Here is a 14262-nt window from a genome sequence, read left to right as displayed (position 1 = left end):
TCAGTCCTCCGGCGAACCGCAGCGGCCGCCCTCGCCCGGTCACGCTGTCGCCTCACCCTGACCACACGCGAAGGAGATGTTCTCGCCGCCTCGACACGCCTACGCCTCAGGGCTCTTGATCCCCGAGTAGACAACGCGGCCATGATGTCACACGCTCAACTCACCGATGGGTGGGCCACGTTACGCGTGCCCCTCCGTCCGTGAGATGAACTACCGATTCCGGCCCGTGGGTTGAACCACCGGTCCCGCGTCGCCGCCCTCCGGCTGGAGAACCGACGGTCCCGCTCACACCGGACGACCTTGAATCAGCCCAGGAAGTTCAGCCGCACCTGCCGCTCCGGGGTGTCCTTGTCCGTGTCCGCCAACCTCCGTTGGGGCAACCCGCAGGACAACCGTCTCCCTCGCCGGATCCGCGGCCAGCAGCCGACGTTGCAGGGATATCACGAATGGATGCCTCCAGCCGGGGAGAGCCGAAGCCGTGATCGAGTTGCCCCGTGCCGCCCTGACGGCGGAGTACATCGCCGACGTGGCCCAGTTCTTCTGGTTCGGTACGAACAACCTCCCCGCGACCATGCGGGATTCTCACGCGCCTCGCCCCGACGACGAGCAGCGACAGCGCTTGGCTGGTTCCCCCGGTGCTACCGGATGTCCGGGCCTGCCTGCTACGTAGCAGCACTGCAGCGCATGCCACCCGCCCCTGCTAGGAGGTCGTGAAACGGCTGCTCAGCCAACAGGGCGTGTGGTCCTGGACGCCATCCTCCTGATTCGACGCGAAGGCGCAGACCGCCCGGGCGTAGGCTTCGCTCAGTATGGACGCGGCGGGGGCGGAGCACATGACAGCTGAGTCAACACAGAGGTGGGGGTCGACCCTCGATTCGGTCGTCGTGTACGCGCAGGGCGCGGTCTGCCGCCGCCTGGCCCGGGGCAGCGTGTCGCCTGACGGCCGGGTGCGGGTGACGGGACTGCCCCGCTCGCTGGACCCGGGCTCGCTGCGGGCCCGGGTCCTGGGCGCCCCCGGGGTGCGCGTCACCGAGGCCCGGGTGGAAGTCGAGGCCGAGCCGCTCGGCACGGGCACGCCCGACGAGTTGCGGCGCGAGGTCGAGCGGCTGAGCGACGAGTACGCGGCGGCGCAGGGACGCCGGGACCGACAGCTGAGCCTGATCGAGGAGGTCAGGGCTCTCCACCCGGTCCCACCTGCCCGCAGACGCGAGGACCCGCACCGCCGCACCCCGGTCGACGCGTGGCTGGAGCTCGCCGACTTCGTCGAAGAGCGGCTGACGGGACTGCACAACCGCCTCGTCGAGCTGGAGGAGGCACTGCGCAACGTCGAGCACGAGCTCACCGTCGCCGCCGACAGGCTCGCCCGCGCCTCCACCGACGCGCCGTCAGCGCACGTGGAGACCACGGTCTGCGCGGTCCTGACCCTCGGCGGCACCGGCGACGCGGAGGTGGAGCTGGAATACGGGGTGCCGGGCGCCGTCTGGGTGCCGGCCTACCGTCTCACTCACCGTCAGGGCGACGGCAGCGGCCGTCTGGTGCTGCGCGCCTCGGTCGCCCAGCGGACCGGCGAGGACTGGACCGGCGTGCGCATCGCCCTGGCCACCGCCGATCTTCGGCGCCGCACCAACCTGCCGAGGCTCCGCTCGATCCGGATCGGACGCAGTCAGCCCGCCCCCGCGCCTTCTGGCTGGCGCGAGCCCCCGGCAGGGCTCGTCGACCTGTTCTCCGGGTACGACGCGGCAGGCCCTGGCCCAGCCACGACCGCCGCACCCGCGGCTGTCGCGACCGGCTCCTCGTCCGTGGGTGCCGCGGGCGCCTCCGTGTCCGGTCCCGTTCCGCCACCGCCGCCTCCCCCGCCGCCGGCACCGCAGGGCTACGGCGGTCCGCCGACCGCAGTCCCGGTGCCCGACGGCGCAGACGGCGCTCCCCCGGAAGTCTTCGGCGGCGGGATGCCTGCCCTCGCGCAGCCGGCCGGGTCGCGACCGGGCGACAGGCCACGTACCGGCGGCAGGTCCTTCGCGGGCGCCCCCGCCGCAATGGCGCCCGCGGCTCCTGGCCGGGCTGCGCCGCCACCCCCTCCGGCACCGGTAGCCGGTCCGCCGCAGCCGAGCGGCGCCGAGCTCGACTATGCCGCCCTTGTCCTGTGCGGCCCCGACGAGCAGGGCGGACGCAGAGGCCGGCTGTTTCCCGACTCTCCCTTCGACCAGGTGGCGGCCGAGTACCGCCGCCACGCCGAAGCGGTGGCCGCGCTGCCGTTGCCCGGACAGGCCGTGCGGCCCCGCGAGTCGGCGGGTTCCTTCGACCACCGCTTCGATGCCATCGCCCGCGCCGACATCCCGTCGGACGGCACCTGGCACACCGTCACCGTCGGCGAGATCCCGGTCGGCCTGCGTACCGAGTACCTCTGCGTGCCGTCCGTGGAGCAGACCGTGTACGCGACGTTGGTGCTCTCCAACGCCACCGACCAGGCACTGCTGGCCGGCCCGGTGGAGGTCACCGTCGACGACGACTTCCTGCTGACCGCCGCACTGCCCACGCTCGCCCCCGGTGGTGTCCGCCGGGTGGGGCTCGGGCCGGCCGAGGGCATCCGGGTCACCCGCCGTACGAACCTGCACGAGTCGACCTCGGGCCTGCGCAACAACACCACCGTGCTCGACCACCGCGTCCACGTGGAGCTGGCCAACCGGCTCGCGAGGCCCGTCACCGTGGAAGTCCGCGAGCGGGTGCCGGTCACCTCCGAACCGGACGTCCGGATCGAGGAACGGGCCGACTGGACGGCACCCGAGACAGGCACCGGGCCCGATCGGCATGCGCCGGGCACCCGCGTCTGGCGACTGGACCTGCCCGCAGGCGCCGCTGCCGCCTTCGATGGCGGCTACGAGATCCGCATCCCGACCGGCAAGGCTCTGGTCGGCGGCAACCGCAGGAGCTGACACACGCCATGTCCACGGCCCCGAAGCCGATCGCCCTCCCCGTCACCGCCGTCACGTGCCTTGAGGATCGCGCGTACATCGAGCGCGCCGTCGTGCTCGACCTGGAGGCCGGGGTCCAGCGGCTGCGTCTCGGGCCGGTCAGTGCGCTGGCCGTCGACCGGACCCTCCATGCCGAGCTGACCACCGATCACCCCGCGACCGTGCTCGAGGTGCGGATCGTCCGCAGCTGGACGCCGCGCGGGCCGCTGCCATCCACCGACGACGACTCCGCCCTGCGCCACCGCATATACGCCCTCGAAGCGGAGCGGCTGGCCCTGGGGCAGCGACGCGACCGGCTGCATGCCCGCCTTGACCTGCTCGGCCGCCTCGCCGCCGATCTGCTGCGGGAGATCGGCGAAGGCGCCGGCTCCGGGGAGCCCGAACGGCCCCGCTGGGCCCGCGAACTGGACCGGGTGGACGAAGAGCGCGACGCTGACGGCGAACAACTCCGCACCGTGGAGGCTCGGCTGGCCGCCCTCGCCGCCGAACTCGGGGAAGCCCAGCGTGCCATGCACCTCTCCGAGGAGGAGCCCGCCGAGCTGGTCGGCCATATCGAGTTGACCGTGGAGGCCGCGGTCGCCGGGCCGGTCGGGCTGCGCCTGAGCCACCTCACCCCGTGTGCGCTGTGGCGGCCCGCCTACCGGGCCGTGCTCGACGGGGACTCCCTGACACTGGAGACCGACGCGATGGTCTGGCAGCGCACCGGTGAGGACTGGTCGGACGTACGGCTGACATTGTCGACGGCCCGCTCGGCGCTGGCCACCGATCCACCACGGCTGGGCGAGGACCGGCTGACGCTCAAGGACCGCTCCGCAGCGGAGCGCCGCACGGTCGACGTCGAGCTGCGCGAGGAGGAGATCGGGGCCCTCGGCCCGGCCCCGGTGCTCGGCCTGCCGGGGGTGGACGACGGCGGCGAGACGCGGGTGTTGAGATCCCCCGCGCCGGTCTCGGTGCCTGGTGACGGCCGCGCCCACCGAGTGCCGCTCTCCGCATTCGCCACGGCCGCGCCCAGTGAGTACACCTGCTCACCGGAGTTGTCCCCCCTGGTCACTCAGGTGGTGCGGTTCGACAACCTGTCCGGCCACGCGCTGCTCACCGGGCCCGTCGACCTGGTCCGGGGCAGCGGATTCAGCGGCCGCGGCACTCTGGACTTCACTGCCCCCGGCGCCCCCGTCGAGCTGGCCTTCGGCAGCTGCGACGACTACAGCGTGGTCCGGCATGCCGAGGAGTCCCGCGACTCCGCCGGAATCACCCAGCGGACCGTGGTCACCCGCACGGTCCGGATGCACCTGTCCCGGTTCTCCGCCCCCGGGGAGCACGGCGAGCGGGTGGTCGTCCTCCGGGAGCGGATCCCGGTTTCCGAGGTCTCGGCGGTGGAGATACGCCTGCACAAGGATTCATGCTCCCCGGCGCCCGACGTGGTCGACGCCGAGGGCATCGCCCGCTGGGACGTCACCCTCCCGCCCGGCAGCCGCCGCACGGTCACCCTGGTCTACGAGCTGTCGGCGAGCGCCAAAGTCACCGGGCTCTGAGCTCAATGGGCCGCTGCACGCCTGCTGGTGCAGGCCTGATCTTGACTCCCCCCAGCCCGGGGCCCTCTCGCACACCCCAAGGACACGAGGGCCGGTCACCGCCGGGGCCGCCGGTACGCGGCCTGTCGCCCGGTCGTGACCGGCCGCTGCGAGGGCGGGCCGCCCGCCCGCCGACAGCACGTACGCCTCGACCTGTTCCTCGGCGGCCGGACGCGCCGGGTCGGGTCGGGTTGCTGATTCCGCCGGTGGCTCGGCTACCGGGACCGCACGGCCATCACCAAGCTTTACCGGGGGCCACCACAGCGCCCCATCCGGCACGCCGGAGCGCTCGCCGCGACGCTGTCGGCAGGACGGCACGATCACTCCGAGCGCGGCGAGGCAGAGCCCACCCCACCCATCCGCCGCTCTCGCCGCTCCCGTTGACATGCCCTGCCTGACCAGCCCGCCACGGCCGGGCAGGGTCGGACAGAGCCGTCTCGAAACGGCAACCGCGGACTCTTCGCCCAGCCGTACCGGCCACGGGTCCGCGCGACTACGTGTGCGAGTACGCAGTTTCCCGGATGCCGGGGAGGCTTGCCGCTGTGAAGATCGCTCCACGAGCCGCACGTCGGGGCAGGCTGGCTACTCTCTGGCGTTCTTCTCCCTCGGGTCGGGAGCTGTTTCGGTCGACCAACGCGTACCGGCGTCGAGCAACATGGGATCGGTACAGGGAAGGCAGCGCGTGAACCAGCGTCAGCAAGTGGAATTCCTCGCCTCGTGCGGGCACCAGATCTCGGCTCCGGCCGACCGCGCCGGGCAGGACGTCCGTTGCCCCCACTGCCACCAGGTGGTCCGGGCCCCGTCGGCCGATGTTCCATACGCCTCGCCCGTGCTCGCGCCCGATCCCGCGCCGGCCGGTGCGGCAGAGCCGACCGCCCTGACCGCCCTCTACGTGACCGCGCTGATGGCCGGTGTGCTGGGCGCCGCCCTCATCTACCTGGTCATGTTCAACGAGTTCTCCGAGTCCGAGCTGGTCACGACCACCCCGCTGTGGTTCTTCCCGATCGTCTTCGGCCTGTACGGTTTCGTCTCCCAGCGGCTGCTGCGCCGTATCGCCGCGGGGCGCGCGCAAACCCTTGGCCAGGCAGCCCGCATGTCGATCGACGTGGCCGGTCTCTGGGCGGCCCTGGTGCTCTTCCCGTTCCTGGTGCTGAGGTGGCGCAGCTCCCTGCTCGTGTCGCTGGCGGCAGCGGTCTTCTGGGCCGTACTGCTGTGGCTCTTCTTCGCAGTGCTCTTCCCGACCCTCTGAGCGCCGCCACGGCATCACACAACGCGACGAAGGGAAACAGCGATGTCGCCATCGGTCTGCTTGATGTCGTTCTGGGCTGGGCGCCGGACGGGCCTGCCCCGGGCGGCACACCTGCGGAATACGTAGCCGGATACGTGGTTCTACTGAGGTCCCCTCCCTCCCAGCCGTCTACGTTCGACGAGTCGGACGGCGCGAACGGTGTTGAGGGGACTGAGTGACAGACAACGCCCATGGAATGCGGGACAGTTGGGTGACCTTGCTGGTGGCGGGGAGTCTGCTGGCCGGGTGTTCGGCCCAGCCGGACGACGGGGCTTCCCGGCAGAGCGGTTCGCCCTCGGCCAGGACGTCGCCTAGCACATCGGCCAGTGCCTCGCCGAGCGCCGGGGCGCCCCCGTCGGGCGGCTCGTCCGCCGCCGCTTCCGTCTTCACGCCCGATGCCTCCCTCGTCCCCCGGACCTCGAAGGACGGGCGCCGTCTGGCCGAGTCCGTCGTGCTCGCCCCGCGCGGCTGGGGCCGGGGTTTCGTCGCCCAGTATCCGGGCGAGAGCACACCGGGCACCTGGGCCGTGCTGAACGGGAGCTGTCGCTGGCAGCGTGAGAAGCTCCCGCACGGGGTGCTGGCGAGCGCGTCCCGCTACAGCGGGCTGCCTGCCGGCGGAGGCAAGGGCGCGGTCAAGGTGACGGCAGTGGCCACCGTGCACGCTTCCGTCCTCGGCGCCGACGAGCAGCTGAGCACCACCCTCGAAGAGGTGCTGCGCTGCCCGGAACAGCGGCCCCGGTCCGACGAGCGAATCACGGGTCTGATGTCACTCGGCACCCCCTTCGGGGCCCGCGAGCAGGAGTACGCCGACGAGTACGTCCTGGAAGCCGGCGAGTACGTCGGGAACGGCAGTTCCGCACAGCCGTACCGGTGGATGGTCGCACGGCTGGGCACGGTCGTCGTGGCCGTGTCCGTGACGGGCGCGAAGGGGAACACCGTGCAGGAACTCGAACAACTGGGCAGCAAGGCCCTCGCTCAGATGCTGACGCGCATAGAGCAGCGGCTGAAGGGGAAGTGATGGAACCGCTGCGTACTTCCGACCCCGCCAAGCTGGCGGGCCACCGGCTGCTCGGACGGCTCGGCGCGGGTGGCATGGGTGTGGTGTACCTGGCCCGCTCGGCCGGCGGAACCCTGGTCGCCCTGAAGGTGATCCAGGCCGAGTACGCCGAGGACACCGATTTCCGGGAGCGGTTCCGGCGCGAGGCGGACACGGCCCGCCGGATGACCAGCCCGTGGGTGGCGTCCCTCGTGGACGCGGACCCCGAGGCGGCGCAGCCCTGGCTGGCGACCGTGTTCATCCCCGGCCCCTCGCTCGGCGAGGCCGTCGCCGCGCACGGGCCGATGCCGGTGCGGAGCCTGCGGATGCTGGGGGCACGGCTCGCCGAGGCGCTGCGGGAGCTCCACGCGGCAGGTCTCGTGCATCGGGACGTCAAGCCCGGCAATGTGCTCCTGGCACTCGACGGACCACGGCTGATCGACTTCGGTGTGGCCCGTGACCCCGAGGACACCGCGCTCACCTCGACCGGTGTCGTCGTCGGCACGCCGGGATTCCTGCCACCGGAACAGGCGCGGGGCGGGCGGGATCCGGGACCGGCCGGAGACGTCTTCTCGTTGGGCTGCTTGCTGGCCTTCGCGGCGACCGGCCGCCCTCCGTTCGGTACCGGGTCGCTCGACGCGCTGCTGTACCGCACCGTGCACGACACGCCGGACGTGGAGGGTGTTCCGGCGGAGCTCGCCGAGGTGGTGGGCGGCTGTCTGGACAAGGACCCGGAGCTGCGGCCCACGGCCGAGGCTCTGTCCGGGGCCCTCACGGACGCCACACCCTCGTCGCCCGCCTCGCTCCCCGACCCGCGGGAGGCCCTGCGGGCGGTACGTCCACAAGCTCCCGGGGATGAAATTCCCGGCGAAGAGGAGCGGGCCCCCCGCGATGAGGCCTGGCTCCCCGAGCCGTTGGTCCGGCTGATCGCGGAACGGTCGGCCGCCGGGCTCGCGCTGCCCGCCGTCGACGACACCGAGGCCGACCCCGCGTCCGCCGGCACCGCGCCGACGGACACCACAGCCACTCCGCCTCCGACCCGTGCGGTCGGCAGACGCCGTTTCCTGCTCCTGACCGGGGGCGCGGCGGCTGTCACGGCCGGGGGCGGACTGGCCGCGTGGTGGGCGCTCTCCCGTGACGGCGAGAACGACGGCCCCGCCCCGACGGCCACCGGTCCGGTGCACACCCTCGGTCTGCACGCTGACCTGACCGGCGATCAGAAAGCGGTCGGCAGGGCTCAGGAGCGGGGGCTGCGGCTCGCGGCCGACGAGTTCAACTCCCGCGCGAACAGACCCTTCACACTCGCCGTGAAGACGGTGGACGACGGCGGCGATCCGGCCCGGGCACCCGAAGCGGCCCAGAAGCTCGTCGCCGACCGTTCCGTGCTGGCCGTGATCGGTCCCACCACGGACGCCACCGCCCTGGCCTCGCTGGCGACGTATGACGCCGCCTCGCTGCCCCTGATCGCGGTGTCGCCCGGCGCCACGGTGCTGGGGGTGATGGGCAGTCGGTCCTTCCTGCACGCCCGGGTGACGGACACGATCCTGCCTCTCTACCTCGACGCGTACCTGCGCGGCACCGCGAAATCGCGCACGGTCGGGATCGTCGACGACCGGGCGGCGGACGCCTATGCCTGGGAGATCAGCAGCACCCTCTCCAAGATCCTTCGGGACGAACGGCAGCCGGCCGTGCCGAAGGTGGTCAGCGCGTTGCGCACCGACTTCGGGCCGACCCTGGACGCCCTGCTGGACGGGGGCGCCGATTCGGTGGTCTTCGCCGGCCATCACGACCGCGCCGCGCTGCTGGCCAGGGAACTGAGCAACCGTGACTTCCCGGGGGCCAGGGCCGCCGCGCACGGGGTGCTCGACGCCCGGTTCCTGTCCGCCGCGGGGGACGCGGCCGACGGCTGGGTGATCGTCGCCCCGGTCATGGACGCCACCGTGGCGCCCGAGGCGAAGGCGTTCCGGGCCGCTTACCGCAAGCGTTTCGACACGGAGCCGGAGCGATACGCCGTCGAGACGTACGACGTGGCGCAGCTCGCCGTGAAGAGTCTGGGCTCGCTGACCGCCGGGCGCCGCACCCGGCAGAACCTGACGACGGCACTGCGCTCGGCCACGTACAAGGGGATCACCAGGAACTTCGCGTTCGACAAGACGACCGGGACCCTGGTCGTCGACGGCAGCGGGGTGTACCTGTGGAAGGTCGACGGCGGCCGGTTCGCGTACCAGGGCGTGGCGCCCTACCAGGTGTCCACCTGATGGGACGCTGATGGAGCCGTTGCGCGGCGCCGACCCGGCCAGGATCGCGGGCTATCGGCTGCTGCGACGGCTGGGCGCGGGCGGCATGGGCGTGGTGTACCTGGCCCGCACCCCCGGAGGCGCGCTCGCCGCGGTGAAGGTGATCCGCGCGGCGCACGCGGACGACACGGGATTCCGGGCCCGTTTCCGCCGGGAGGTGGAGACGGCGGGCAGGGTCACCAGCCCCTGGGTGGTGCCGCTGCTCGACGCGGACCCGGACGCTGAGTCTCCGTGGCTCGCCACGGCGTTCGTGCCGGGGCCCTCACTGGCGGAGGCGGTGGAGCAGTGCGGCCCGCTGCCGTGCGGGACCGCCCGCGTCCTGGGGGCGCGGCTGGCCGAGGCGCTGGACTCGGTGCACGGGGCGGGTCTTGTGCACCGGGACGTCAAGCCCGGCAATCTGCTGCTCGCGGTCGACGGACCCCGGCTGATCGACTTCGGTATCGCCCGGATGCCGGAGGACACCGCGCTCACCGCCAGCGGGATGGTGGTCGGCTCCCCCGGATTCCTCTCCCCCGAACAGGCCCTGGGCAGGGGCCGGGAGATCGGGCCGGCCAGTGACATCTTCTCACTCGGCTGTCTGCTGGCGTACGCCGTGACGGGCGAGCGCCCTTTCGGGCGGGGCTCCGCGGCCGGGATGTTGATGCGCACGGTCCACGACGAGCCGGACCTGGACGGCGTACCGGAGCCGTTGCTGCCGCTGCTGCGGGGGTGCCTGGTGAAGGAGCCCGGCTCCCGGCCGGCCGTGGCCGAGGTACGGCGGGCCCTGGACGGTGCGGGCGAGGGCGGGGGCTGGCTGCCGGAGTCCCTGATCCAGCTGATCGCGCGCCGTTCGGCCGCCGTGCTCGCCCTGCCCGCCGTCGAGGCGACCGAGGTGTCCGGGGCAACGGCAACCGACGCACCGCCCGGCAACGAGACGGCCGTCAGCCCGGGAGGCGCCACGCGCCGCCGCTTCCTGGCACTGGGCTCGGCCGCCGGGGTCCTGGCGGCCGGCGGAACGGCGGCCTGGTGGACGGCGAACCGCCCCGGCCGCGCCTCGGCAACGGACGGCGCCGAGGCGCGGCTGCCGCGGCTGGTGGTCGCCCTGCATGCCGACCTGAGCGGCGGCGGCCGAACGACGGGCCGGGCCCACGAGAACGGCGTACGGCTCGCCGTCGACCACTTCAACTCCCGCGCCGGCCGCGGCTTCGACCTGACACTCCAGGTGCACGACGACGCAGGCAGCGCGTCCCGGTCGCGCCGGGTCGCCCGGCGACTGGCGGCCGACGAGCGGGTCCGCGCCGTGCTCGGGCCGACCACCGATGCCTGTGCGAAGGCCACCCTTGGCCTCTACCAGCAGGCACTGCTCCCGATGGTCTCCGTGTCGGTCGGACTCGACGATGTGTCCCTCACCACCTACCGGGTGTACGCGGCCACCCGCCCCAGCGACACGACCCTGGCGGCGCCGGTCGCCGCGTACCTCGTCCGCATCGCCGGGGCCCACAACACGATGCTGATCGACGACGCCGCCGAGGGCGACGTCGGCTGGCGTCTGTGCGCGGGCGTCGACGAGGCCGTGCGATCCGGGCAGCGCACCACGGTCCGGCGCACCCTCGCCGCCGAGGACGACTCGGCCGACGACTTCCGTGCCCTCGCGGAGTCGGTGACGGATGCCGGAGCGGACGCGGTGGTGTTCGCCGGCGGGTACGCGCGGGCGGCGCGGCTGGCCCGCGCGCTGCGCTCCGCCGGCTACTCGGGTGCGCGGCTGGCCACCCAGCGCGCCCTCGACTCCCGCTTCCTCGCCTCGGCGGGCGACGCCGCCGAGGGCTGGGTGTTCGCCACCGCCTTCCTCGATCCGACCCGGGTGACGGCCGCGAAGTCGTTCGTCACCGCCTACCGCGCACGCTTCGGCACCGCGCCGCTCTGGTACTCCGCCGAGGCCTACGACGCGACGCTCTTCGTGGCCCGCGCCATGACGGCGCTGGGCGCGTCGCGCGCGGAACGGGGCGCGATCGTGGGCCGGTTGCGCGAGACCGACTACCGGGGGAGCACCAAACGGCTGCGCTTCGACTCGTCCACCTACCGCTACACGGACGCGATGTACCTGTTCCGGGCGACTGGGGGCGCCTTCCGCTGCCTCGGCGACTACCGGGACGCCACGGCCTGAGCCACGCGTCGTGCCTCGACTGTGGTGCGTTGTTCACGCGCGACGGCCGAGGGCCGCACGCGTCATGAGGCCTGCCAGTGCCGAGCGGGACGGCACGGAGGTCTTCCGGTAGATGGCCGACAGGTGGGTCTCGACCGTGCGGCGGCTGAGGTACAGCTTCATCGCGATGGCTTGGTTGCTCAGTCCTTCGGCAACGAGTTCGGCAATCTCCCGTTCACGTGTGGTCAGTTGGTCGAGCTCCGTGGGTGCGCGCAAGGTTTCCTCGGCCTGGGGGCGCACCATCGAGGCCAGGTCGGACAGCAGGCGCGCGCCGCCGTCGTCGGCGAGACGGCGGGCCCGCTCCCACATCGCGACGGCGCGCGGACCGTCGCCGGCGGCCTGCGCCTGGGTAGTCGCCAGCAGCAGGGAGTACGCCTCCCAGAGCGTCGCACCGGACGGCGCGTACGCCTGCGCGGCACGCTCGAAGAGGTGTGCGGCCGCGCGGCTGTCACCGTGGTGCTGGGCGAGCGCCGCCTCGGCGCGCAGTGCCGCCCCGCGCTGACCGTGAAGACCCATCCGGTCGGCTTCCTCGACGGCTTGTGCGGCCCAGTGCGCGGCCTGATCGGCGTCGCCGACCGCGATGGCGGTGCCTACCAGGGTTTCCAGCTGGCCAGGGCGTACGGAGGGCTGCAGTCCAAGTAGTTCGGGACCGCCGGCCTTCAGGATGGCGTCCTGCGCACGGTGCGGGTCGCCGCTCACGTGCGCCGTGTGGCCGAGCACGCACCTGGCCAACGACGCCCACCAGTGGCCGCTTCCGCCGGCCGCAGCCACGGCCTCCTCTGCGGTCGTCAGGGCCCTGGTGTCGCCCAGCGGGCAGCGCAGGAGAAGGATCAGCGCCTTGAAGCACAGAGTGAAGGCCAGGAGATCACTGCTGCCAATGGCTCGTGCGACGGATTCCGCCTCCTCGGCCGACTCCAGGGCCGACGGCAGCCGACAGGTGTTGAGGTGCACGAAGGCCTTGCTGCTCAGCAGGTGTGGCAGGACGTGGACCTGACCGCTGCGGCGGGCGATGTCCAGACCCCGGTCGGCGTGGCGTTCCGCGTCGGCATAGCGCTCGAGCAGGGCTTCCGCCCAGGCCAGCCACACCAGCGACTCGCACAGTTCCGTGAGGTTGGGGTCGGTCAGACCGTCTGCGAGCCCGGCGGCGGCATCGGCGAGCCGACGGGCCGCCGCCGTCTCCCCTTCGTATGCCTCTCCCAACGACCCCAGCGCCAAGGCCCCCATCTCTCCCATGAGGTCGCCGTGGGAGCGGGCCACCGCGAGCGTCCGCTCGATCTCGTCACGTGCGTCGGGGTAGGAGACGGTGTTCAGGGCGGCCATGCCCAGCGCGAGTCCCAAGGAGACCGCCTGGCGGGGCTCGGGGCCGGGACTGCGGGTCAGTTCCCGCTGCAGCAGGGCTGTCGCCTCCGGGGAGTGTCCGAGAAGCCGTTCCATCATGGCGCACAGCGCTATCGCGTCCCTGCGCAGCGATGCGTCGTCCTGCCCGGACCTACTGATCAGAGTGTGGAGCAGGTCACGGCTTTCCCGCAGGCTGCCGCCCACACCGAGTGCTCTGGCGCGCGCCAGCGTCAACTCTCCACGCTGCTGTGCGCAGGCGGGCGTGTCCGGCATGAGCCGGAGGACGACGTCCAGCAGATGAGCGGCCGTCGCGGGCGCCGTGTGGGCGCACTGGGCGGCCGCCTCACTCAACACGGCCGCCGACACGGGATCCCAGCCGGCCAGCGACCGCTCGACGTGATGAGCACGCTCGGCGGCGGAGGCACCTGCCCGGGCCAGTTCGTCCGCCGCGCCGCGGTGGATCTCGGCACGGCGTGGTGCGGCCGTGTGCTCGTAGACCAGTGCCCGCAGCAGCGGGTGGCGCAGTGTCCAGCGGCCGTCGGACCCCCTGCGCAGCAGATCGCGCCGCGCCAGTGCACCGATGCAGTCGTCGAGTTCCTCCGGCGTGGTGTGTCCGGTCGTCAGGCTCAGCATTGCGGGCGTGGCATGGTCGCCGAGGACCGCCACTGCCTCGACGGTACGGCGCTGCGTCGCGGTCAGCGCAGTCAGTTCGTCCAGGAGCAGGGATCCCAGTCCGCTCGGCACTCCGGACGCGGTGTCGTCGTGGGTCCGGACGGTGGTGCCGCGCGACGACGCGCCATGCCGGTAGGCGTGCAGAAGGCAGTGGAGGTACAGCGGGTTGCCCTCGCTGGATTCATAGATCTCCCTCGCGTCGACCGGTGGCAGGTCGGAGGCAAGCGCCTCGATCGACTCCTGCTCGGGCAGCGGTCGCAGCGCCATGCGCAGTACGGCCCCACTGTCGACACCGCGTGTCAGAGCAGCGGCAAGGGAGTGCGGCGTCTGCCGTTCTCGTCGGGCCACGACCAGAAGCACCCGGCCGCCCACCGGATGCCGGATGACATGGTCCAACAACTCCAAAGACGCGGGATCCGCCCAGTGCAGGTCGTCCAGGGCCATCACCAACCCGCTGTGCTCCCCGAGCCTGGTCAGCACTTCCGCGACGGCGCGATAGAGGCCGAACCGGTCACGGTTGCCCGAACCCGACGCGGAGCCCTGCACACTGTCGGCTCCGCGCAGTACCGTTGCCGCCGCCTCGGGCACGGCATCCGAGTCGAGACAGGCACGATCGACGTCGGCGAACGCGTCCGTGAACGTCTGGAACGGAGTGTGCTGCTCGTACTCCGTGGCCCTGCCGCGCAGCACGGTCAGCCCACCCTGCCTCGCCCGCGCACAGAGCTCGCTCAGCAGCCGACTCTTCCCCATGCCGACGTCTCCGGCGATGTCTACGACAGCGGGAACGCCGTCCTGCCCCAGACTGCCGATCGCCGAGATGAGCCGCTTCAGTTCGTCAGCTCTGCCGATCAGCATCGTCGCCGTCTCGTCCCACGCCGGTACCGGCGCGTCTCCATTCCCAACAAG

At 72.5% G+C, this 14262-nt stretch carries 7 protein-coding genes; 6 read left to right on the top strand and 1 reads right to left on the bottom strand.

Features of this window, described 5'->3' with window-relative positions; translation table 11 throughout:
• Positions 1 to 833: 833 nt before the first annotated feature.
• From OG883_RS35305 to OG883_RS35280, 6 genes are all read left to right on the top strand, one after another.
• On the top strand, positions 834 to 2933 hold the full coding sequence (locus OG883_RS35305; RefSeq protein WP_266550398.1) for a DUF4139 domain-containing protein: 2100 nt from the start codon (positions 834 to 836) through the stop codon (positions 2931 to 2933).
• Between the two features lie 8 nt (positions 2934 to 2941).
• Positions 2942 to 4504: a DUF4139 domain-containing protein gene (locus OG883_RS35300; RefSeq protein ID WP_266550396.1), complete on the top strand. Its 1563-nt coding sequence runs from the start codon at positions 2942 to 2944 to the stop codon at positions 4502 to 4504.
• Positions 4505 to 5225: 721 nt separating this feature from the next.
• Positions 5226 to 5792 carry a hypothetical protein gene (locus OG883_RS35295; protein ID WP_266550393.1) on the top strand — a complete coding sequence of 189 codons (567 nt, stop codon included), beginning with the start codon at positions 5226 to 5228 and terminating at the stop codon, positions 5790 to 5792.
• A gap of 214 nt (positions 5793 to 6006) precedes the next feature.
• The gene (locus OG883_RS35290; RefSeq protein WP_266550391.1) at positions 6007 to 6849 is read left to right on the top strand and encodes a hypothetical protein; all 843 of its coding nucleotides are present in this window, start codon (positions 6007 to 6009) and stop codon (positions 6847 to 6849) included.
• On the top strand, positions 6849 to 9125 hold the full coding sequence (locus tag OG883_RS35285; protein ID WP_266550389.1) for a bifunctional serine/threonine-protein kinase/ABC transporter substrate-binding protein: 2277 nt from the start codon (positions 6849 to 6851) through the stop codon (positions 9123 to 9125). The genes OG883_RS35290 and OG883_RS35285 overlap by 1 nt, the downstream gene beginning before the upstream one ends.
• A 10-nt stretch (positions 9126 to 9135) precedes the next feature.
• Positions 9136 to 11307 carry a bifunctional serine/threonine-protein kinase/ABC transporter substrate-binding protein gene (locus tag OG883_RS35280; RefSeq protein ID WP_266550387.1) on the top strand — a complete coding sequence of 724 codons (2172 nt, stop codon included), beginning with the start codon at positions 9136 to 9138 and terminating at the stop codon, positions 11305 to 11307.
• 33 nt (positions 11308 to 11340) lie between these two features.
• On the opposite strand, the gene OG883_RS35275 is transcribed toward OG883_RS35280, so the two are convergent.
• Entirely contained in the window at positions 11341 to 14211 is a 2871-nt protein-coding gene (locus tag OG883_RS35275) for an AAA family ATPase (RefSeq protein WP_266550385.1), read from the bottom strand.
• Between the last annotated feature and the right edge of the window lie 51 nt (positions 14212 to 14262).

This window comes from Streptomyces sp. NBC_01142 (assembly GCF_026341125.1).
Lineage (GTDB): Bacteria > Actinomycetota > Actinomycetes > Streptomycetales > Streptomycetaceae > Streptomyces.
Note: the sequence above shows the minus strand (reverse complement) of the source record. Positions and strands in the feature narration are given on the sequence as shown.

What these genes read in the sequence shown, in the direction of transcription:
- OG883_RS35280 (WP_266550387.1), top strand. Translation starts at nt 9,136, where the DNA reads ATGGAGCCGTTGCGCGGCGCCGACCCGGCCAGGATCGCGGGCTATCGG.
- OG883_RS35300 (WP_266550396.1), top strand. Translation starts at nt 2,942, where the DNA reads ATGTCCACGGCCCCGAAGCCGATCGCCCTCCCCGTCACCGCCGTCACG.
- OG883_RS35285 (WP_266550389.1), top strand. Translation starts at nt 6,849, where the DNA reads ATGGAACCGCTGCGTACTTCCGACCCCGCCAAGCTGGCGGGCCACCGG.
- OG883_RS35275 (WP_266550385.1), bottom strand. Translation starts at nt 14,211, where the DNA reads ATGCTGATCGGCAGAGCTGACGAACTGAAGCGGCTCATCTCGGCGATC.
- OG883_RS35305 (WP_266550398.1), top strand. Translation starts at nt 834, where the DNA reads ATGACAGCTGAGTCAACACAGAGGTGGGGGTCGACCCTCGATTCGGTC.